General features: G+C 53.5%; 18 protein-coding genes. 14 read left to right on the top strand and 4 right to left on the bottom strand.

Annotation, left to right across the window (positions count from 1 at the left end; all coding sequences use genetic code 11):
• The first annotated feature begins 109 nt into the window (after positions 1–109).
• The 10 genes from edd to ACOTX4_RS13320 all read left to right on the top strand — a co-directional run bounded on the left by edd (position 110) and on the right by ACOTX4_RS13320 (position 12,074).
• Positions 110–1,921, top strand: a complete 1,812-nt coding sequence (edd, locus tag ACOTX4_RS13365; RefSeq protein WP_032659039.1) for a phosphogluconate dehydratase — start codon at positions 110–112, stop codon at positions 1,919–1,921.
• A gap of 39 nt (positions 1,922–1,960) precedes the next feature.
• Positions 1,961–2,602: a bifunctional 4-hydroxy-2-oxoglutarate aldolase/2-dehydro-3-deoxy-phosphogluconate aldolase gene (gene kdgA / locus ACOTX4_RS13360; RefSeq protein ID WP_045350828.1), complete on the top strand. Its 642-nt coding sequence runs from the start codon at positions 1,961–1,963 to the stop codon at positions 2,600–2,602.
• Between the two features lie 333 nt (positions 2,603–2,935).
• Positions 2,936–5,449 (top strand): DUF2345 domain-containing protein, encoded by a 2,514-nt coding sequence (locus ACOTX4_RS13355; RefSeq protein WP_045618036.1) that lies wholly within the window; start codon positions 2,936–2,938, stop codon positions 5,447–5,449.
• The gene (locus ACOTX4_RS13350; protein WP_063937663.1) at positions 5,446–7,560 is read left to right on the top strand and encodes a T6SS effector phospholipase Tle3 domain-containing protein; all 2,115 of its coding nucleotides are present in this window, start codon (positions 5,446–5,448) and stop codon (positions 7,558–7,560) included. Before ACOTX4_RS13355 ends, ACOTX4_RS13350 begins: the two co-directional genes overlap by 4 nt.
• Before the next feature lie 9 nt (positions 7,561–7,569).
• The gene (locus tag ACOTX4_RS13345; RefSeq protein WP_045329866.1) at positions 7,570–8,277 is read left to right on the top strand and encodes a T6SS immunity protein Tli3 family protein; all 708 of its coding nucleotides are present in this window, start codon (positions 7,570–7,572) and stop codon (positions 8,275–8,277) included.
• A gap of 3 nt (positions 8,278–8,280) precedes the next feature.
• A complete protein-coding gene (locus ACOTX4_RS13340) occupies positions 8,281–8,988 on the top strand; it encodes a T6SS immunity protein Tli3 family protein (RefSeq protein WP_039264792.1) in 708 nt (235 codons plus the stop codon).
• Positions 8,989–8,991: 3 nt separating this feature from the next.
• Positions 8,992–9,699: a T6SS immunity protein Tli3 family protein gene (locus tag ACOTX4_RS13335; RefSeq protein ID WP_047653736.1), complete on the top strand. Its 708-nt coding sequence runs from the start codon at positions 8,992–8,994 to the stop codon at positions 9,697–9,699.
• Between the two features lie 3 nt (positions 9,700–9,702).
• Complete coding sequence (locus tag ACOTX4_RS13330) at positions 9,703–10,410, top strand: T6SS immunity protein Tli3 family protein (protein ID WP_032659013.1); 708 nt, start codon at positions 9,703–9,705, stop codon at positions 10,408–10,410.
• A gap of 12 nt (positions 10,411–10,422) precedes the next feature.
• On the top strand, positions 10,423–10,680 hold the full coding sequence (locus tag ACOTX4_RS13325) for a PAAR domain-containing protein (RefSeq protein ID WP_023324870.1): 258 nt from the start codon (positions 10,423–10,425) through the stop codon (positions 10,678–10,680).
• On the top strand, positions 10,680–12,074 hold the full coding sequence (locus ACOTX4_RS13320; protein WP_045329856.1) for a hypothetical protein: 1,395 nt from the start codon (positions 10,680–10,682) through the stop codon (positions 12,072–12,074). Before ACOTX4_RS13325 ends, ACOTX4_RS13320 begins: the two co-directional genes overlap by 1 nt.
• 61 nt (positions 12,075–12,135) lie before the next feature.
• Here ACOTX4_RS13320 and purT read toward each other — a convergent pair whose 3' ends face one another.
• A complete protein-coding gene (purT, locus tag ACOTX4_RS13315) occupies positions 12,136–13,314 on the bottom strand; it encodes a formate-dependent phosphoribosylglycinamide formyltransferase (RefSeq protein ID WP_023314341.1) in 1,179 nt (392 codons plus the stop codon).
• Between the two features lie 172 nt (positions 13,315–13,486).
• Here purT and ACOTX4_RS13310 point away from each other — a divergent pair, with 172 nt between their 5' ends.
• Together ACOTX4_RS13310 and ptrB are read left to right on the top strand one after the other, a co-directional pair.
• Complete coding sequence (locus ACOTX4_RS13310) at positions 13,487–14,137, top strand: tellurite resistance TerB family protein (protein ID WP_032609515.1); 651 nt, start codon at positions 13,487–13,489, stop codon at positions 14,135–14,137.
• Positions 14,138–14,212: 75 nt separating this feature from the next.
• On the top strand, positions 14,213–16,288 hold the full coding sequence (gene ptrB, locus ACOTX4_RS13305; RefSeq protein WP_045343596.1) for an oligopeptidase B: 2,076 nt from the start codon (positions 14,213–14,215) through the stop codon (positions 16,286–16,288).
• Here the strand turns inward: ptrB and exoX are convergent.
• The 3 genes from exoX to ACOTX4_RS13290 all read right to left on the bottom strand — a co-directional run bounded on the left by exoX (position 16,270) and on the right by ACOTX4_RS13290 (position 17,949).
• Complete coding sequence (gene exoX / locus ACOTX4_RS13300; RefSeq protein WP_015570288.1) at positions 16,270–16,932, bottom strand: exodeoxyribonuclease X; 663 nt, start codon at positions 16,930–16,932, stop codon at positions 16,270–16,272. The two genes, ptrB and exoX, sit on opposite strands and share 19 nt — an antisense overlap.
• Positions 16,933–16,956: 24 nt before the next feature.
• Positions 16,957–17,607 (bottom strand): carbon-nitrogen hydrolase family protein, encoded by a 651-nt coding sequence (locus ACOTX4_RS13295; RefSeq protein ID WP_003859783.1) that lies wholly within the window; start codon positions 17,605–17,607, stop codon positions 16,957–16,959.
• A gap of 111 nt (positions 17,608–17,718) precedes the next feature.
• Positions 17,719–17,949: a DNA polymerase III subunit theta gene (locus tag ACOTX4_RS13290; RefSeq protein ID WP_003859784.1), complete on the bottom strand. Its 231-nt coding sequence runs from the start codon at positions 17,947–17,949 to the stop codon at positions 17,719–17,721.
• A 137-nt stretch (positions 17,950–18,086) separates the two neighbouring features.
• On the opposite strand from ACOTX4_RS13290, the gene yobA reads away from it, so the two are divergent.
• Together yobA and copD are read left to right on the top strand one after the other, a co-directional pair.
• A complete protein-coding gene (gene yobA / locus ACOTX4_RS13285) occupies positions 18,087–18,458 on the top strand; it encodes a CopC domain-containing protein YobA (protein WP_045329847.1) in 372 nt (123 codons plus the stop codon).
• A 1-nt stretch (position 18,459) separates the two neighbouring features.
• Positions 18,460–19,329 (top strand): copper homeostasis membrane protein CopD, encoded by an 870-nt coding sequence (gene copD / locus ACOTX4_RS13280; RefSeq protein WP_045329843.1) that lies wholly within the window; start codon positions 18,460–18,462, stop codon positions 19,327–19,329.
• Positions 19,330–19,336: the final 7 nt, after the last annotated feature.

The following is a 19,336-nucleotide window of genomic DNA, read 5'->3' as shown; positions in this document are numbered from 1 at the left end:
TCAGACATTTTGCCCCTGTGCTCCGGATATCAGGCGTTTCAGCGTTGTTAACAACCGTCAGAAACTGTGTAAACTCCCGAGCCTGGACAGATAAATTAGAGGAGCTTTTATGAATCCGACATTGTTACGCGTAACACAACGCATTGTTGAACGCTCGCAAGAGACCCGTGCTGCCTACCTTGCCCGCATCGAACAGGCGAAGAGTGAAACGGTCCATCGCTCACAGCTGGCCTGCGGGAATCTGGCCCACGGCTTTGCGGCCTGCCAGCCTGGTGATAAAGACGCGCTGAAAAGCATGTTGCGTAACAATATCGCCATCATTACCTCCTATAACGACATGCTTTCAGCCCACCAGCCGTATGAGGTCTACCCGTCTATCATCCGCAATGCGCTGCACAGCGTGAACGCGGTGGGCCAGGTTGCAGGCGGCGTGCCGGCCATGTGTGATGGCGTAACCCAGGGCCAGGACGGTATGGAACTGTCCCTGCTGAGCCGCGAAGTGATCGCCATGTCGGCGGCAGTGGGCCTGTCTCATAATATGTTTGATGGCGCGCTCTATCTGGGCGTGTGCGACAAAATCGTCCCGGGGCTGGTGATGGCCGCGCTGTCGTTTGGCCATCTGCCAGCGATTTTTGTGCCGTCAGGCCCGATGGCAAGCGGTCTGCCAAACAAGGAAAAAGTCCGTATCCGCCAGCTGTATGCCGAAGGAAAAGCGGACCGTCAGGCACTGCTGGAAGCGGAAGCCGCGTCTTATCACGCGCCGGGCACCTGTACATTCTACGGTACGGCCAACACCAACCAGATGGTGGTGGAGTTTATGGGGATGCAGCTACCGGGCTCGTCGTTCATCCAGCCGGATGCGCCACTGCGTAAAGCGCTGACCGAAGCCGCAGCCCGTCAGGTGACGCGCCTGACCGGTAACGGCAACGAGTGGATGCCAATGGGCAAAATGGTGGATGAAAAAGTTATCGTAAACGGGATTGTCGCCCTGCTGGCGACCGGCGGTTCAACCAACCATACCATGCACCTTGTCGCGATGGCGCGCGCGGCGGGCATTCTGATTAACTGGGATGACTTCTCCGATATCTCCTCCGTGGTACCGCTGATGGCGCGTCTGTACCCGAACGGTCCGGCGGACATCAACCACTTCCAGGCCGCGGGCGGCGTGCCGGTGCTGATGCGCGAGCTGCTGAAAGGCGGCCTGCTGCATGAGGATGTCAACACGGTGGCGGGCTTTGGCCTGCATCGCTATACCCTTGAACCCTGGCTGAACAACGGTGAGCTGGACTGGCGCGAAGGGGCGAGCGACTCGCTCGATCCTCAGGTTATCGCAACCTTCGAACAGCCATTCTCTCCTCACGGCGGCACCAAAGTGCTGAGCGGTAACCTTGGACGTGCCGTGATGAAAACCTCTGCCGTGCCGGAAGAGAATCAGGTGATTGAAGCCCCGGCGGTGGTGTTTGAAAGCCAGCACGACGTTTTACCTGCTTTTGACGCGGGTCTGCTTGATAAAGACTGTGTGGTCGTGGTGCGTCATCAGGGACCAAAAGCGAACGGGATGCCAGAATTACATAAACTTATGCCGCCGCTTGGTGTATTATTGGACCGCCGTTTCAAAATTGCACTGGTGACCGATGGACGCCTCTCGGGGGCATCCGGTAAAGTGCCTTCAGCGATTCATGTCACCCCGGAAGCCTACGACGGCGGCCTGCTGGCGAAAGTGCGTGATGGTGACATGATCCGCGTTAACGGTCAGACAGGCGAGTTAACCCTGCTGGTGGACGAAGCAGAGCTGGCGGCGCGTCAGCCACATATTCCTGACCTGAGCGCATCCCGCGTGGGTACCGGACGCGAAATGTTTGGTGCGTTGCGTGAGAAACTCTCCGGTGCGGAGCAGGGCGCAACCTGTATTACGTTTTAAGACGACTTGATTTTAACGATCTGGCGAGAGAAAACTCTGATGAAAAACTGGAAAACAAGTGCAGAAGCAATCCTGACTACTGGCCCTGTCGTGCCGGTTATTGTGGTAAACAAACTGGAGCACGCTGTCCCAATGGCGAAGGCGCTGGTTGCGGGTGGCGTTCGTGTTCTGGAAGTGACCCTGCGTACGGCCTGTGCGATGGATGCGATTCACGCTATCGCCAAAGAAGTGCCGGAAGCGATCATCGGTGCAGGTACGGTTCTGAATGCGCAGCAGCTGGCGGAAGTGACCGAAGCGGGCGCACAGTTTGCCATCAGCCCGGGGCTGACCGAGCCCCTGCTGAAAGCCGCAACCGAAGGTTCTATTCCGCTGATCCCGGGTATCAGCACCGTTTCTGAACTGATGCTGGGCATGGACTACGGCCTGAAAGAATTCAAATTCTTCCCGGCTGAAGCGAACGGCGGCACCAAAGCGTTGCAGGCGATTGCGGGCCCATTCTCCCAGGTGCGTTTCTGCCCAACGGGCGGTATCTCTCCGGCAAACTACCGTGACTACCTGGCGCTGAAAAGCGTGCTGTGCATCGGTGGCTCCTGGCTGGTTCCGGCGGATGCGCTGGAAGCAGGCGACTGGGATCGCATCACTAAACTGGCTCGCGAAGCGGTAGAAGGCGCGAAACAGTAACAAATGCCCAATGCATAAAGCAGGCCCTCTGGCCTGATGCTGGTCACTTTATGTGACCAGCATGTATAAGTTCTTCTTCTCTACACAACATTTCTGATATCCCTAACCCCAGGCGTATTATTTTTCATTATTAAATAATCCTTCACTTATATATTTGATGAATGAATCATTCTGAATTTATGTGTGATAAAATTGTCTGGTCCTTTTTTATTTATTCTGTGAATAGATTCACTTCCCGTGAATTAATTCAACCTGAAGTTGGGTATTTTAATGGGGGAGCGATGGGTGTATTGTTTTTAATGAACGGAATGTTTGTTAAAAGGATAGCTAATAATGTCAGGGGAATCTGAGGTAGCTCAAAGGCAGGACACGTTAAACAGATATTTATTGTATTTCCCGCGTAGCAAAAATGTTATTTCAGATGTTCATTCTTTTACAGGAAAAGAGATATTAAGCGAGCCTTATCGCTATACCATTCGCTTTACCAGTCCGGATCTAAACATTGCCATTAATGCTGTTCTTAATCAAAGGGCTGAGTTTATTCTGCGTGCACCCAATCTGGAAGCCTCATGGCATGGGCAAACCTCCTGGCTGCCGGTTCGCCAGATTAATGGCACGATCACCCAATTTTCGCGGCTGATGTCTTCAGGTGACGAAGCACTGTATGAATGCGTGCTGGAGCATGAGCTGGCGCTGCTGGATCAAAATTACCGTTCTGCGGTTTACATGAACATGACAGTCCCGGAGCTCGTTACAAAGCTGATGAAGGACAGTGGTCACTTTGACGGCTACAACATTGATTTTGACCAACTGAGCCACAGTTATCCACGACGGGAAATGATCGTTCAGTGGAAAGAAACCGATTTGCGGTTCATCCGTCGGCTGCTGGCAGAGATAGGGATCTGGTTCCGATTTGAGAATCACAACAAAGTGAAAACGGAAACCGTCGTTATTTTTGGGGATTCTGCGCGTCGTTACAACTTCAGCGACAAACAGATGCCTTATGTCCGACATTCAGGCATGACCAGTTATAGCGAATACATTACCGATCTGGAGGAGCAGCACGGCCTGATCCCCAAAAATGTGTTGGTTCGCACCTATAACTACCGTGACCCGCAATCGCCGCAGACGGATAAGACCGTTAAAACGAGCGATATTCCCGAAGGTGTAACGACAGGCCAACACTATCACTATGCCGATCACTATCTGACTGCGGGGGATTTTCACGGTGAAGAGGCGGAAACCGCCGCATTTTACGCTCGTCTGCGTTATGAACGCCTGTTGAACGGACAGAGTCTTCTGGGGGCGACAACCAGCGATCCCGAGCTTCAGCCAGGCATTATGTTTTATCCCTCAGGGCCTGTACCTGACGGGTTTAAGTCCGGGTTTGTGATAACTGCGATGACTATCCGCGGCAGCCGTGCTGAACACTATCGCGCCGTACTTTCTGGGATCCCCTATATCCAGGGCTATAGCTTCCGTCCTGAATACTTATCCCGGCCGGTGATAGCCGGAACGGTGCCCGCCAGAGTGAAGGCTATCGGGGGAGATAAAACCTATGCCGGACTTGATGCGGTTGGGCGCTACAGGGTTAAGTTCGATTTTGACCTTGATGAAAAACGGGTCGGATTCGAAAGCGCCCTGGTACGCCTCGGCAGGCCGTACGCCGGTGACACCTTTGGTATTCACTTTCCGCTACTGGAGGGGACTGAAGTTGCCGTTGGTTTCGAAGGCGGCGACCCGGACAGACCTTATATCGCGCATGTCATGCACGACGGCAGCCACCCGGATTTAGTCACAAACCGTAACGATACCCGAAACGTGATCCGCACAGCCGCGTTGAACAAGATCCGTCTTGAAGATCGTCGCGGGCAGGAGCACATCAAAATCGCTACGGAGTACGGCAAAGGGCAAGTGAGTGTGGGTCACCTGGTTGATGCTGAAGGCAAAAAGCGCGGGGAAGGTGTGGAGGCTCGCACCGACGACTGGATGGCGCTGCGTGCTGCGAAAGGCGTGATGATCACCACGGAAGCCCAGCCCCGCGCGGGGGGGAAGCAACTGGATATGACAGCGGCTATTGCACAACTTGAAAAGGCGTTGTCGCTGGCGATGACCCTACAGCAAAGTGCGCTTACGGCAGGCGCGAGTAATGTGGAAACCGATCGGCAAAATGCGCTCAGCCAGACGCTGAGTCATCTCGCGGAGCCCGGTATTTTGGCATATGGAAAAAGTGGAATTGCGCTGGTTACGCCGGACAGCCTGCAACTTTCCGCCGGGAAAGACCTGATTGCCACAGCGGGCGGGAATGCCAGCGTGAATGTGGTGAAAAAATTCTCGCTGGCCGTAGGGGAAAAACTGTCGCTGTTTGCCCGCAAACTCGGCATCCAGATGATTGCCGGTGCGGGGGATATTACGACGCAGGCGCAGCGGGGCGAAATGCACATGCTGTCGCAGCAGGATTTCACGCTGACGAGCACCGCCGGGAAAATGAACGGCAGTGCCAGAAAGGGAATGCAGTTTGTCTGCGGGGGCGGCGGGATCCGTATCAGCCCGACCGGACTGGTCACCATTTTCTCGCCGACGGGCATTGAGCTCAAAGCGCCGAGCCTGAAATACGACGGTCCGGAAAGTGTGTCGGTACCGACGCCATCCTTTGAGAAAGGCGCCTTTAAACTTCGCTACAAACTGCACGCCGGCGATGATCCGGAGCAAATTCTGGCAAACAAAAAATTCAGGCTGACCAGTGCATCCGGACAGAGGGTGGAAGGCGTGACGGACAGCTGCGGTCGTTCACCCCTGCTCGATGCTGACGACCTCGACAGCTATAAAATGGAGATAATGGAATGACGGAGGCGAAGACAAAACCCTACGCTCCACGGGTGGTATCAGAAGGCGATATTCCGGTACACAAAACCCTGGGCGAAGTCGCCCAGACGCGCAACGTCGGGATACCGCGCCCGATGCCCGGCATTGTGATCCTCGTCCATGGCGTGAACGACGTGGGTGAAGCCTACCAGAACCAGGAGAAAGGTATACTTGCCGGGCTGGGTAAGCGACTTAACCGGCAGGATTTTTACGCCCACGAATGGAAAGACTACAGAATTATCACTCCAGGGCGTTCCCCCATCATCCCGTTTTACTGGGGATATAAACCGGTTACGCATGCTGATTACCGGGCGGACCAGAAGCGCTACCGGGAGGAGGTCGGGAAGCTGAGTGACAAAGCGCATCTTCCCTATGATGCATACCAGGAAGATAACGAGACGAATAAAAAGTCGCTGGGTAATGACGGAAAAGGGCCGTTTCAGTACCAGAACGATAACTTTAAAAATGCACTTGATACGAGTTTTGCCAAGGGGGGCGGGACCTTTGCCAACGCAACGACGACGATCCCGGATATGCTGGGACCCGGCGCCGGTGGCTTCGGCGTTGCCGCTGCGGGATTTGCCTCGCTGCACTTCAATGATGGCGATTTTACCCATCCCATTTATGAAAACCCGCACCGCATTTACCAGTTTTTTGCCGCTCAACGGCTGGCGGATTTGATTATTCAGATTCGTCAGCCGTTAGTAACTCAAAACGATGTTATCAATATCGTCGCTCACAGTCAGGGCACGATTATTACTATGCTGGCAAATATGCTGGTGAAACAGGCCGGGTATGCTCCGGTAAACTGTGTGATTCTTAATCACTCACCGTATTCTCTTGAGTCGCGCGTGGCTGAAAATATTCAGCCGGGTTATCAACAGACCGACGATGCCAGACAGCAGACATTTAAAAATTTCTGTCGCCTGATGCATACGCAATGGAAAGGGGGTGGGAAAATGGCAGAGAGCGAATTACAGGCTCTGGAGGCCTCCTGTACCCTGCGTAAACCTTCCGATAATCCGCTGCGAACGGATGACAGATATTGCCGAAGCAACGACGGTAAAGTGTATAACTACTTTTGCCCGAACGATGGCGTCGTGTCGCTGGAGAATGTGCAGGGGTTTGGCTGGCGGGGCATTCCTCAGAATATTGCCAGTGATATACCGAATCTGTTTCAGCGTGTGTTTTACCAGCATGGTGAAGTAGGAAACATCCCTGACGCTAACCCCTTTGAGTTACCGCCGCGAAATGAGGGGGATGCAAAATATGCCTTTCTCACGAACGCCAGTTACAGCGCTCGCGATGTGGTAATAAACGGTGAGGAGTTACCGGAACCTTTTATTTTCAAACTCCAGGGGGAGGATAATCACCCGGATAACGATCCTAAAACCAGTGATAAACCGTATACCTATTATGTCGATCCGGCCAGCCCGGACGCCTACATTTCCTATTCCGCCAAAGCCAGCGCCATTAAGCGCACGGTAACGACAACCTTTGCTGTGAACCGCTATCAAAATATTGGCTGGCAGCCTGGTCACGTTTTATCTGCTTCAGAGCTTAAAGAAGAGAGTTTTGAACGCAAGCATGAGGTTATTTATGGTGAGGTGTCAGGTTCGCGTGATTTTCAGTTAGTTACCCTTACCTGGAAGAAAACACCGGAAGAACTGCAAGCGGAATGGCAGAAAATTGACCCGGTAGGCTACAGCCAGCACTCCTCTATTGTGATGAGCGAATTTGCGCCATCGCACGCTATGGCGTTTGATTTGGCTATTGGGCAGTGCAAATCATTCGATTATCAGGCGGGGAAATTTTGGGAAGGGTTGTTACATCGTGCGGACTGGCGCGATCCTCAGAATGAAAATCCCTATGCAAGGGCATATTACCGGACGGGTAAGCTAGATGAACCTACAACCAAATTTTTCATGAATAAGCCATATGACGTGCTGCCGAAAGGTGAGTATGGGGTGGTAAATAAGTTCAATAATGCAACGACTGTCAAGCCGTCCAGTGATCTTGTCGCAGGGAATCAGGACGTCGCAAATCTGCAATGGGACATGCCAAAGCCCATAAGTGACAGTCAACTGGCTTAAGGATAGAGCATGAAAATATCATTTATGGGTCTGATGGCCACTGCTGTTTTACTGGCGATCGGATGCCAGGCGAAAGAACCGCCAACGCAGGTGGTGTACCGGTTCGATGATCATCGTTATCTCGAACTGAAAGGCTGGGGCTGCGAAGGCGAACTCTGGTACACGGATACTGAGCTGGGTATACATACCCAACCTGTTAGCCAATTTTACAAGATCTTCACCAAAAAATTCATACATCCATCGGAGCGTTATATAGCTATCCCTACCTGGGGCTCTCCAGGAACAATAATTTCAAAAGATTATGGTAAAACCTGGTCCCCTCAGTTTTATTCAGCGGGTTCTAACGAACCAAATGGAGATTCTTCACCGCCCTACGATGACATTATTTCCTTTACTGTTGTTAAGGACCAGGGATTTATGCTGACCAAACACCGGCTGTATATGTCGTCAAAACCGTTTGAAGACCCGCGCATTCTGCCCGGCGGGCCGGGGATTGCCTATACCGTGGATGACGGAATGGGAAATAAAGTAAGCGGGAAGCTGGACCCCCGTTCCCCTGGCTGGGCGTGGGGAATGGTCTACATGACTAAGCAGGGACTCGAGGGCAGCACGCAGCAACTTAAGGCTAACTGGCAAGATTTACCCGACAGCGTACCCGAGGTGAAGGGCTATACCGGCTGGGATCATATGCGCTGTGATATGGATGCGGGGCGATAACTGATGAAAGGATTATGTACCGTTCTCGCAGCTACGTCCGTTGTGCTGGCGACCGGATGCCAGGCGAAAGAACCACCAACGCAGGTGGTGTACCGATTTGATGATCATCGTTATCTCGAACTGAAAGGCTGGGATTGTGAAGGCGAACTCTGGTACACGGATACTAAGCGAGGCATTCACACCGAACCCGTAAGTCAGTTTTATCGACTCTTTACCCGTAAATTTATTCATCCATCAGAGCGATATATTGCACTGACGGGATGGGGCGCGAGTGGATTCATAGTATCTAAGGACTATGGGAAAACGTGGCACTCCGTAGCGTTTTCACCAAATCATAATGAACCCAATGGCGATGACTACGCGCCTTATGAGGATATTCTTTCTTTCACCGTCGTCAACGATCAGGGTTTTTTACTGACCAAACATCGGCTGTATATGTCGTCGAAGCCATTTGAAGACCCGCGCATTCTGCCCGGTGGGCCGGGGATTGCCTATACCGTGGATGACGGAATGGGAAATAAAGTCAGCGGGAAGCTGGAACCCCGTTCCCCTGGCTGGGCGTGGGGAATGGTCTACATGACTAAGCAGGGGCTCGAGGGCAGCACGCAGCAACTTAAGGCAAACTGGCAGGATTTACCCGACAGCGTACCCGACGTGAAAGGCTACACCGGCTGGGATCATATGCGCTGTGATATGGATGCGGGGCGATAACTGATGAAAGGATTATGTACCGTTCTCGCAGCTACGTCCGTTGTGCTGGCAACCGGGTGCCAGGCGAAAGAACCACCGACACAGGTTGTTTACCGGTTCGATGATCATCGTTATCTCGAACTGAAAGGGTGGGATTGCGAAGGTGAACTCTGGTATACGGATACTCGGCGGGGTATTCATACCCAACCTGTTAGCCAATTTTACAGGATCTTCACCAAAAAATTTGTTCATCCTTCTGAACGATATATTGCCATACCCACCTGGGATGACCCAGGAACAATAATTTCAAAAGATTATGGTAAAACATGGTCTCCCCAGTTTTTTTCGGTAGGGCCTAACGAGCCCGATGGTACTAACCAACCATCCTATGAGGATATTATTTCTTTCACCGTCGTCAACGATCAGGGTTTTTTACAGACCAAACACCGGCTGTATATGTCGTCAAAACCGTTTGAAGACCCGCGCATTCTGCCCGGCGGGCCGGGGATTGCCTATACCGTGGATGACGGAATGGGAAATAAAGTAAGCGATACGCTGGACCCCCGTTTCCCTGGCTGGGCCTGGGGAATGGTCTATATGACTAAGCAGGGGCTTAAGCACAGCACGCAGCAATTTAAAGCTAACTGGCAAGATTTACCCGACAGCGTACCCGAAGTGAAGGGGTACACCGGCTGGGATCATATGCGCTGTGATATGGATGCGGGGCGATAACTGATGAAAGGATTATGTACCGTTCTCGCAGCGACGTCCGTTGTGCTGGCGACCGGATGCCAGGCTAAAGAACCGCCCACACAGGTTGTTTACCGGTTCGATGATCACCGTTTTCTCGAATTGAAAGGCTGGGGCTGCGAAGGTGAACTCTGGTATACGGATACTTTTCGGGGTATTCATACCAGGCCCGTCAGTCAATTTTATCGGATTTTCACCAAAAAATTTGTTCATCCTTCTGAACGATATATTGCCATACCCACCTGGGATGACCCAGGAACAATGATTTCTAAAGATTATGGTAAAACATGGTCTCCCCAGTTTTTTTCGGTAGGGCCTAATGAGCCCGATGGTACTAACCAACCATCCTATGAGGATATTATTTCTTTCACCGTCGTCAACGACCAGGGTTTTTTACAGACCAAACACCGGCTGTATATGTCATCAAAGCCATTTGAAGACCCGCGCATTCTGCCCGGCGGGCCGGGGATTGCCTATACCGTGGATGACGGAATGGGAAATAAAGTCAGCGGGAAGCTGGACCCCCGTTCCCCTGGCTGGGCGTGGGGAATGGTCTACATGACTAAGCAGGGGCTCGAGGGCAGCACGCAGCAACTTAAGGCTAACTGGCAAGATTTACCCGACAGCGTACCCGACGTGAAAGGCTATACCGGCTGGGAGCACATGCAATGCAACATGGATGCGGGAAAATAGGGAGATAAAGCGATGAAAGGCGTCATTAGGTTAAACGATCCGCTGATAAGCGGAGGAAAAGTCACTAAGGCCTCTGGGGCAGACTTTATGGGGCAGCCCGTGGCCTTAAAAGATGATCTTGCGCAGTGTCCGCTCCATAAAGGGACGTTCGCAATCACTGAATGTCACCCAACCTGGACCATGCATGGCCGTGGGGTTGTGGTAGATGGCTGTCGCGCGGCGTGTGGATGTGAAATCAAAAGTACCTTACCTGTGGCGGGAGCTTCGTAATGCGCGCGTGGTGGTTATACAAACAACAGCCAGACCCGGATTCCACTGTGCCAGTCGTCATGATTGTTTTCCTCTATGTGATAGCCGTCGCAATGGGCCTCGCGATCCGGGCTCTCACCTGGCCTGAACAGGAACACGTTACGGCTCTCTTTTTTGTGCCTTCAGTTATTCTGCCCATCTGTGTTGTATCGTTGCTAGTTTTTACAAGTTTCATATTTCATGACGCCAACATTCATTATGCTGAAACCCGAAAATTCATAGCAAAAGAGCAGGAGATTAATTTAAAGGCGTATGCGCGAAAAAATATCGCTATCGCAGCATGGTCTGCAATCACCCCCCTGGAGGAACCCGCGCTGAATATGTTGAAACTGGAAGGCGAATTTCCGCTGGCACCGAAAACGCCGGTTAATATTCAGCTGGAAGATCGCTTCGACCAGACCAGGAATGAACAGATGTTTTACCGCTTACTGGACCCGATGGCAGAAAAATTGAAGGACTATAACTACCGTATTTTTGAAACCGTTGTCTGGGTTCACGGAGGGAGAGGATCCTGCATTGATGAACTGAGGCGCACTCTGGAGCGGTTGGGTATTGAAACGGCAAGCACGTGTAAAATTGAGTACAGCACAGAATGTCCTGACTACGCGATCGTTAGCCAATGGATGAACTTATCTGATTACAGAGTTGAAAACCGGTTGATTGTTATCGTTGATTTACATGAAGAAAGCGGCGAATCAAAGAGCATGGAAAATGCATGTGCATTCCTGCTGACCAGTCATTATGTCCGGGAGGAGGGCGAAAAACCGGTATATTTATATCAGCCTATGTCTGACGTGACCGATGTAGAGGACAAAATGGCGGTCTTCCTTGAGACGGGTTCGGTACTTACGCCGAAAAATCTCTGGTATACCGGGCTGTCCCGTATTGAAAAATATCCATTAATGCAGGCACTGGATAAAAAAGCGCTCACGGTGGAACGGCTGGATATCGATGCCTCTCTGGGCGCAAAGAGTGCCGGGTATCGGTGGCTGGCTCTGGCATTTGCGGCGGATGCGGTCAAATATGCCCAGGGGGAGCAACTGGCAGCTTATTCAGACAAAAACAAATTTTGTATTACTTCGCTTTCCTCCATGAAGACAGCTATCCCAAAAAAACTTACCTGGTGTAACTGGAGTAATCCCCTTTATCCTGCGGGGATGGCGGCTTTATTCTGCGTGTTATCCCTCATTGCCTATCGTATCAGTTTCCTGGCGCAAAACGATCCGCCAGCAATCTGGGAACTGATTGCGAGCATCATCATTCCCTTCGTTATTTTTATTGGCCTCGGTATTTTTGTTTTCATCTCGAAAACGAATGAAGCCTACGAGGATATGGAATACGAATGGAAGCGATAGAAACGGAACAATGTTAATTATGTAATGTGGCTGGTCGCTTAGTTGACCAGCCTTTAGTTATTTACCCTGTCACTTTTACCGCAGTGGCCGCTATTTTCGCTCTCGCGACGGCTTCGTCCACGTTTTCCCCGGTTGCTAATGCCACGCCCAGACGACGGCTTCCGTCGATCTCCGGTTTGCCGAACAGTCTGACCTGTAAGCCTGCACCAACCGCACCTTCGACGTTATCAAAGGTGACATTCTGGCTGGTCAGCTGCGGCAGGATCACCGCGGAGGCTGCCGGGCCGTATTGACGGATGCCGCCAACCGGCAGGCCGAGGAAAGCGCGCACGTGCAGCGCGAACTCGGAGAGATCCTGTGAAATCAGCGTAACCATCCCGGTATCGTGCGGGCGAGGGGAGACTTCGCTGAAGATCACCTCGTCGCCGCAAACAAACAATTCCACGCCGAACAGGCCGTAGCCGCCCAGCGCCAGCACCGTCTTGCGGGCGATCTCCTGCGCGCGTGCCAGCGCCAGCGCGCTCATCTGCTGCGGCTGCCAGGATTCTCGATAATCGCCGTCTTCCTGACGATGACCAATCGGGTCGCAGAAATAAACGCCGTCCACGGCACTGACGGTAAGCAGGGTAATTTCGAAATCAAACTTCACCACGCCTTCCACGATGACGCGCCCGGCACCGGCACGACCGCCCTGCTGGGCATAGTCCCAGGCCTGGTCCAGCGTGCTGCTGTCGCGGATAAAGCTCTGCCCTTTGCCGGAGGAGCTCATTACCGGCTTAATGATGCACGGGTAGCCAATCTCTTCGACGGCCTGGAGAAACGCAGCTTTATCCCCGGCAAAACGGTAGCTGGAGGTCGGGAGCTGTAATTCTTCTGCCGCCAGGCGACGAATGCCTTCCCGGTTCATGGTCAGTTTTGCCGCAGTGGCGCAAGGCACTACGCGCTGGCCTTCCTGCTCAAGGGCAACCAGCATCTCAGTGGCAATGGCCTCAATTTCAGGCACCACGAAATCCGGTTTTTCCTCGGCAATTAACGCCCGCAGGGCATTGCCGTCAAGCATATCGATGACGTACGAGCGATGCGCAACGTGCATGGCAGGGGCGTTCGCGTAACGGTCCACTGCAATCACCTCCACGCCCAAACGCTGGCATTCAATGGCCACTTCTTTACCCAGTTCACCCGATCCCAACAGCATGACGCGCGTCGCGGCAGGGCGCAGCGCGGTTCCTAAACGAGTCATAAAAATCCCCCTGAATAAAGATGCGGGCAGTATAAACGAAAACGTTTGCGTCTGTCTTGTATGGGGATAACCGGACAAGGGGGAAATTTGCGCTTCTTTAGCACTGACAGACATTTCCTGACACCTGCTCGCTTAGGCTGTGAAGATTACGCACTGTTACGTGAGGAAAAATATGTCAGGCTGGATGAATCAACTGCAATCCCTGTTGGGACAAAAAGGCTCGTCGTCGGGCGAGCAGGGTCTAAGCAAGCTGCTGGTGCCGGGTGCGCTTGGCGGGCTGGCCGGTTTGCTGGTTGCCAATAAATCATCGCGGAAACTGCTTACCAAATACGGTACCGGCGCGCTGCTGGCGGGTGGAGGGGCTATTGCAGGCTCCGTCTTATGGAACAAATACAAAGACAAGGTGCGCAGCGCGCATCAGGATGAACCGCAGTACGGGAAGCAGGTATCGCCGTTAGATTTACGCACCGAGCGCCTGATCCTCGCCCTGGTCTTTGCAGCCAAGAGCGACGGGCATATTGATGCCAGTGAACGTGCCGCAATTGAACAGCAGATGCGGGAAGCGGGCGTTGAGGAGCAGGGCAGGGCGCTGGTGGCGCAGGCCATTGAACAGCCGCTCGATCCGCAGCGTCTGGCGCAAGGCGTGAAAAACGAAGAAGAGGCGCTGGAACTCTATTTTCTGAGCTGTGCCGCCATCGATATCGATCACTTTATGGAGCGCAGCTACCTGAACGCCCTGGGCGATGCGCTGAAGATCCCCCAGGACGTTCGCGAGGGAATTGAGCAGGATATTCAGCAGCAGAAGCAGACTCTCGCGGGCTAGAAGGCCATGTTTCGCTTGCATCATACGCGTGTTTTGCCAACCTTATAGGATGTAAAACGAAAAAGTAAGAATGCCATGCCTCCAAAAGCCCGACGTACTCCTTATGCGATCACCACGCATGGCGATACGCGTATCGATAACTACTACTGGCTGCGGGACGATTCTCGTTCCCGGCCAGAGGTGCTCGACTATCTGCACGAGGAAAACGACTATGGCCGCCAGGTCATGGCCAGCCAGCAGGCGCTTCAGGATCAGCTCCTGAACGAAATGGTGCAGCGTATCCCCCAGCGTGATGTCTCTGCCCCGTGGTGCAAAAACGGTTATCGCTATCGCCATATTTATGAGCCGGGAAACGAATATCCCATCTACCAGCGCCAGTCTGTGCTGAGCGCCGAGTGGGACGAATGGGAGATCTTGCTGGATGCCAACAAACGTGCTGCCCACAGTGAGTTTTATACGCTGGGCGGCATGTCCATTTCCCCCGATAACGCCATTATGGCGCTGGCTGAGGATTACCTCTCCCGCCGCCAGTACGGTTTGCGTTTCCGCAATCTTGAAACGGGAAACTGGTATCCCGAAATGCTGGATAATGTCTCCCCCGATTTCGTCTGGGGTAACGATTCAGAAACGGTCTACTACGTTAAAAAGCATGCCTCAACGCTGCTGCCTTATCAGGTCTGGCGTCATACGGTGGGGACCGATTCCGCCGACGATGAATTAGTCTACGAGGAAAAAGACGAGACGTTCTATGTCAGCCTGCACAAAACGTCGTCTCGCCACTACGTGATCATTTTCCTCTCCAGCGCCACCACTTCAGAAGTGCTGCTGCTGGATGCAGAGCTGCCGGATGCGCAGCCGCTGTGCTTCCTGCCGCGCCGTAAAGATCATGAGTACAGCCTGGATCACTTCCAGCACAGCTTTTACCTGCGTTCGAACCGCGAGGGCAAAAACTTTGGCCTTTATAAAACCAAAGTGCGCGATGAACGCAAATGGGAAGTGTTAATTCCCGCGCGCGATCAGGTGATGCTGGAGGGGTTCACCCTGTTTACCGACTGGCTGGTGGTGGAAGAGCGTCAGCGCGGACTGACCAGTATCCGCCAAATCAACCGCAAAACCCGCGAAGTGGTGGGCATTGCGTTCGATGACCCGGCTTACGTAACGTGGATCGGCTTTAACCCTGAACCGGAATCGTCCCGCCTGCGGTACGGCTATTCGTCGATGACCACCCCGGATACGTTGTTTGAACTGGATATGGACACCGGGCAGCGTCAGGTGATTAAACAGGCTGAGGTCCGGGGTTTTGAGTCGGAAAATTATCGCAGTGAGCACCTGTGGGTGACCGCACGCGACGGCGTTGAAGTCCCTGTATCGCTCGTCTATCACAAGGCGCACTTCAACAAAGGTAAAAACCCCATCCTCGTCTATGGCTATGGCTCCTATGGATCAAGCATGGACGCCGATTTCAGCAGCAGCAGGCTGAGCCTGCTCGACCGCGGTTTTGTTTATGCGATTGCCCATATTCGCGGTGGCGGCGAACTGGGTCAGCACTGGTATGAAGACGGAAAATTTCTCAAAAAGAAAAATACCTTTAACGACTACCTTGATGTCTGCGATGCGCTGATCGCGCAGGGTTATGGCGATCCGCAGCTCTGCTTTGGCATGGGGGGCAGCGCCGGGGGCATGCTAATGGGTGCCGTGATCAACCAGCGGCCTGAACTGTTTAAAGGCGTTATCGCCCAGGTGCCGTTTGTGGACGTGGTGACGACCATGCTTGATGAGTCCATTCCATTGACCACCGGGGAGTTTGAGGAGTGGGGGAACCCGCAGGATGAAACCTATTATCGCTACATGAAAGAGTATAGCCCGTACGATAACGTTGAGGCGAAAGCCTATCCGCATATGCTGGTGACCACCGGCCTGCACGATTCCCAGGTGCAGTACTGGGAGCCCGCGAAATGGGTGGCGAAGCTGCGTGAGCTGAAAACTGACGATAATCTGCTGCTGCTGTGTACCGATATGGACTCAGGGCACGGAGGGAAATCAGGGCGATTTAAATCCTATGAAGGGGTGGCGCTGGAGTACGCCTTTTTGATTGGCCTGGCGCAGGATACGCTGCCAGGCCGGGCGGGGACTCAGGCTTCGCCTAAATAATGCTTCAGCGTCAGGCGCAGTTCCGGGCTCATTCTGTCGAGGTTGTTGTACAGCCAGCGCAGATAGCCCGGATCTTTGTCCGCCACTTCCGATACTGGCTTCCCGCGATATTTACCGAACGTAAAGGTAGTCAGTAGCGCGGGGCGCCCGGTAATGGTCGCCATATCGTCTGGCGTCCAGCCGGAAGTATTCATGATATCAATCAGGAGCGCTGCGGTGATGTAGCAGTCATAGAGGGCACGGTGATGATGCAGCCCTTCCGGCGTTCGCACGCTGAGTTTGCGCGACTTATACAGCGCCATATTGCTGTATTTGATCCCTGGCCACAGACGGCGCGCCAGCTTCATGGTGCAAATCCATTCGCCGGGCATCTCCGGCAGCACGCGGCGGTCAAAGCTGGCGTTATGGGCGACATACCACTGGCTACCGTGGTAAAGAGGGATGATCTCTTCAATCCACGGCTTATCCGCCACCATCGATTCCGTAATGCGATGTATAGCCATCGCCTGCGCACTGATGGGACGATCCGGGCGCACCAGATGGCTCATTGGGTTGACTATCTTTCCGTCAATCACGTCGACAGAAGCGACTTCCACAATTCCACCCTGCAAATCACAGGTTTCGGTATCGATAACGCGCAGCATTGATCGCTCCTGATCCTAAAATGCCTAGCCTAATGGAATGATATCGCCTTGCCAACCCTGTTGGCCTAAAGAACCGGTTAGCAGCAGTTCTCCCTTATCGGCACGTACAATCAGCTGACCTTTTTCATCCCATAACGCGCTACCGCCGCGCGCGTTCGCCATTAATACCGCGATGGCGTACTTGTGCGCGAAGCGTTGTAACGAACCGATCGATTGCCGCCAGCGGTGCTCGCCCACGGCCAGGCTGCTGGTGAACAGCGTTGCCTCCGGGTCCAGTTCCGGGGCGTCAGCCTGGTTATCCACGATGGTTAACCTTTTATCGCCAGGAATAACACCCGCACCGTTGCCCTGCGGATAACGCCGGATGGTCGACAGGTTAGGGGTGAAAAGCGCGAGTCCTTTCTGGCGCTGGCCGTGTTGCTGGAGCGTAATACCGGCAATCACCGTGATGAAACGTGACTGGGCGGCGTGAAGGAGGGGGGCAAGCTGCAAATCGTCAGGAGGTGGGGGTAAGGATGTTCCGCCTGGACCGGTAAGCGAAAGCTCCGGAAAGACGATCAAATCGCACCCATGCCAGGCAGCTTCGGCAATAAAGTGCAGGTGATGTTTTACGTGCTCATCAACACAGTTGTGCCGCGGGGCATACTGAGCCGCGGCAATATTCCATCGTGACATCGTGACTTCCTTATACACTAAGTCGCTGGGATTTTAAGATTACACCTAAATTTATCAGGGTTTTCTTATCCTGCCACATAACGCGTAAGGAAGTGTAACGAGACGTTAAGCTTATTTAACTTTAGGTTCGTACGGCAGGCGCGAGAGATTGACGGAGGCGAGGCGATGCGCAATGAGACGTTCGCGAAACCAGTCGCGCAGATGTGCGGGTTGTTCACGCTCTACCACTTCAGCTACGACGGGCATGTTGTAACGCTCTTTGAATGCGACACCCGCGGCGGCGAGATCGACATTCACTTTGTCCATCTCGTCCTGAGGAAGGGCGGCCAGGTTAACGTTCATTTCCTTCTCCTTTTTCTGCGGCGGCAACGTTACCGCGATTGTTCAACGATGACAAGGGAGCAAAGGATGTTCCTCGACTCGTTAATTATACAGAGTTATTCTTTAGCATTCAGGCATAACGAAAAGGAATGATTGTGATGCACTTTACCCCTTCCCGCGTCGCGTGCGCGCTGGCATTTCTGCTCTCTTCAGCAACCGCGACCTCAGCTCTGGCCCATGCGCATCTTAAGCAGCAATCCCCGCAGGAAAATACCGTTGCGGTGGCACCAGAGGTCATTACCCTGAACTTCTCGGAAGGCATTGAGCCTGCCTTCAGCGGCGTGGTGGTGACGGACGCGCAGCAGCACAAGATCCAGACCGGCGCGGTGAAGCGTGACGAGAAGGATAACGCAAAGCTGATTGTTCCTCTTGAGAAACCGTTGCCGACCGGCACCTACACGGTGGACTGGCACGTGGTCTCCGTGGACGGCCACAAAACCAAGGGCAGCTATCACTTTAGTGTGAAATAGTATGCTGGCCCTGAGCTACGTCGCGTTACGCTTTATCCATTTTGCTGCGCTGATGCTGCTTTTCGGCAACGCGCTTTACAGCGTCTGGTTTGCACCGTCTTCGTTGCAGCGCCTCATGACCCGGCGTTTCCAGCGGCAGCAGAAACTCGCGGCCTTAATCAGCCTGATGGCGGCTCTGCTGATGTTTGGCCTGCAAAGTGGGTTGATGGGCAACGGCTGGGGCGATGTCATTCGTCCGGCGGTCTGGCGCAGCGTGCTGGGAACGCAATTTGGCGGCGTCTGGTTGTGGCAAATGGTGCTGGCCGCTGTGACGGCGGGCGCTGCATGGCTTACCCCGCAAAAAGGCTCACGGCTGTTACTGCTCGTGATGGGGCAGCTGGTGCTGTTGGCGGGCGTGGGACATGCCGCGATGAACGGTGGCGCACCGGGAGCATTGCATCGTCTCAACCATGCGCTTCATCTGCTCTGCGCCGCGACCTGGGTGGGTGGTTTACTGCCGCTGCTGTTTTGTATGCGTCTGGCGAAAGGCCGCTGGCAGCCAGCCGCTATCTTTACCATGATGCGCTTCTCCCGCGTGGGGCATTACGCCGTGGCAGGCGTGCTGCTGACCGGGATAATCAATACGCTCTTTATTGTTGGCATAAACGTGCCGTGGCATGCGCCTTATGTCCAGCTGTTGTTGTTCAAATGTGCGCTGGTCATGATGATGGTGGCAATTGCGCTGGCGAATCGGTATTTTCTTGTGCCACGCTTTCGCCCGGAGGCCGGGCGGGAACAACAGATTTTTATCAGGATGACACAGGCAGAGGTGGTGCTGGGCGCGCTGGTACTGGCGGCCGTCAGCCTGTTCGCGACCTGGGAACCCTTCTGACAAGGTT

The organism is Enterobacter cloacae complex sp. IR5459, assembly GCF_049238005.1.
Classification (GTDB): Bacteria; Pseudomonadota; Gammaproteobacteria; order Enterobacterales; family Enterobacteriaceae; genus Enterobacter; species Enterobacter hormaechei_C.
The sequence above is the reverse complement of the archived record's forward strand: the minus strand, read 5'-3'. Positions and strand labels throughout refer to the sequence as shown.

Bases quoted from the DNA above. Each gene is read 5' to 3' on its own strand.
- ACOTX4_RS13295 (WP_003859783.1), bottom strand. From the start codon at position 17,607: ATGTCACGATGGAATATTGCCGCGGCTCAGTATGCCCCGCGGCACAAC.
- ACOTX4_RS13335 (WP_047653736.1), top strand. From the start codon at position 8,992: ATGAAAGGATTATGTACCGTTCTCGCAGCTACGTCCGTTGTGCTGGCA.
- ACOTX4_RS13345 (WP_045329866.1), top strand. From the start codon at position 7,570: ATGAAAATATCATTTATGGGTCTGATGGCCACTGCTGTTTTACTGGCG.
- ACOTX4_RS13340 (WP_039264792.1), top strand. From the start codon at position 8,281: ATGAAAGGATTATGTACCGTTCTCGCAGCTACGTCCGTTGTGCTGGCG.
- ACOTX4_RS13330 (WP_032659013.1), top strand. From the start codon at position 9,703: ATGAAAGGATTATGTACCGTTCTCGCAGCGACGTCCGTTGTGCTGGCG.
- exoX (WP_015570288.1), bottom strand. From the start codon at position 16,932: ATGCTGCGCGTTATCGATACCGAAACCTGTGATTTGCAGGGTGGAATT.
- ACOTX4_RS13310 (WP_032609515.1), top strand. From the start codon at position 13,487: ATGTCAGGCTGGATGAATCAACTGCAATCCCTGTTGGGACAAAAAGGC.
- purT (WP_023314341.1), bottom strand. From the start codon at position 13,314: ATGACTCGTTTAGGAACCGCGCTGCGCCCTGCCGCGACGCGCGTCATG.
- edd (WP_032659039.1), top strand. From the start codon at position 110: ATGAATCCGACATTGTTACGCGTAACACAACGCATTGTTGAACGCTCG.
- kdgA (WP_045350828.1), top strand. From the start codon at position 1,961: ATGAAAAACTGGAAAACAAGTGCAGAAGCAATCCTGACTACTGGCCCT.
- ACOTX4_RS13325 (WP_023324870.1), top strand. From the start codon at position 10,423: ATGAAAGGCGTCATTAGGTTAAACGATCCGCTGATAAGCGGAGGAAAA.
- yobA (WP_045329847.1), top strand. From the start codon at position 18,087: ATGCACTTTACCCCTTCCCGCGTCGCGTGCGCGCTGGCATTTCTGCTC.
- ACOTX4_RS13350 (WP_063937663.1), top strand. From the start codon at position 5,446: ATGACGGAGGCGAAGACAAAACCCTACGCTCCACGGGTGGTATCAGAA.
- ACOTX4_RS13320 (WP_045329856.1), top strand. From the start codon at position 10,680: ATGCGCGCGTGGTGGTTATACAAACAACAGCCAGACCCGGATTCCACT.
- ACOTX4_RS13355 (WP_045618036.1), top strand. From the start codon at position 2,936: ATGTCAGGGGAATCTGAGGTAGCTCAAAGGCAGGACACGTTAAACAGA.
- ptrB (WP_045343596.1), top strand. From the start codon at position 14,213: ATGCCTCCAAAAGCCCGACGTACTCCTTATGCGATCACCACGCATGGC.
- copD (WP_045329843.1), top strand. From the start codon at position 18,460: ATGCTGGCCCTGAGCTACGTCGCGTTACGCTTTATCCATTTTGCTGCG.
- ACOTX4_RS13290 (WP_003859784.1), bottom strand. From the start codon at position 17,949: ATGAACGTTAACCTGGCCGCCCTTCCTCAGGACGAGATGGACAAAGTG.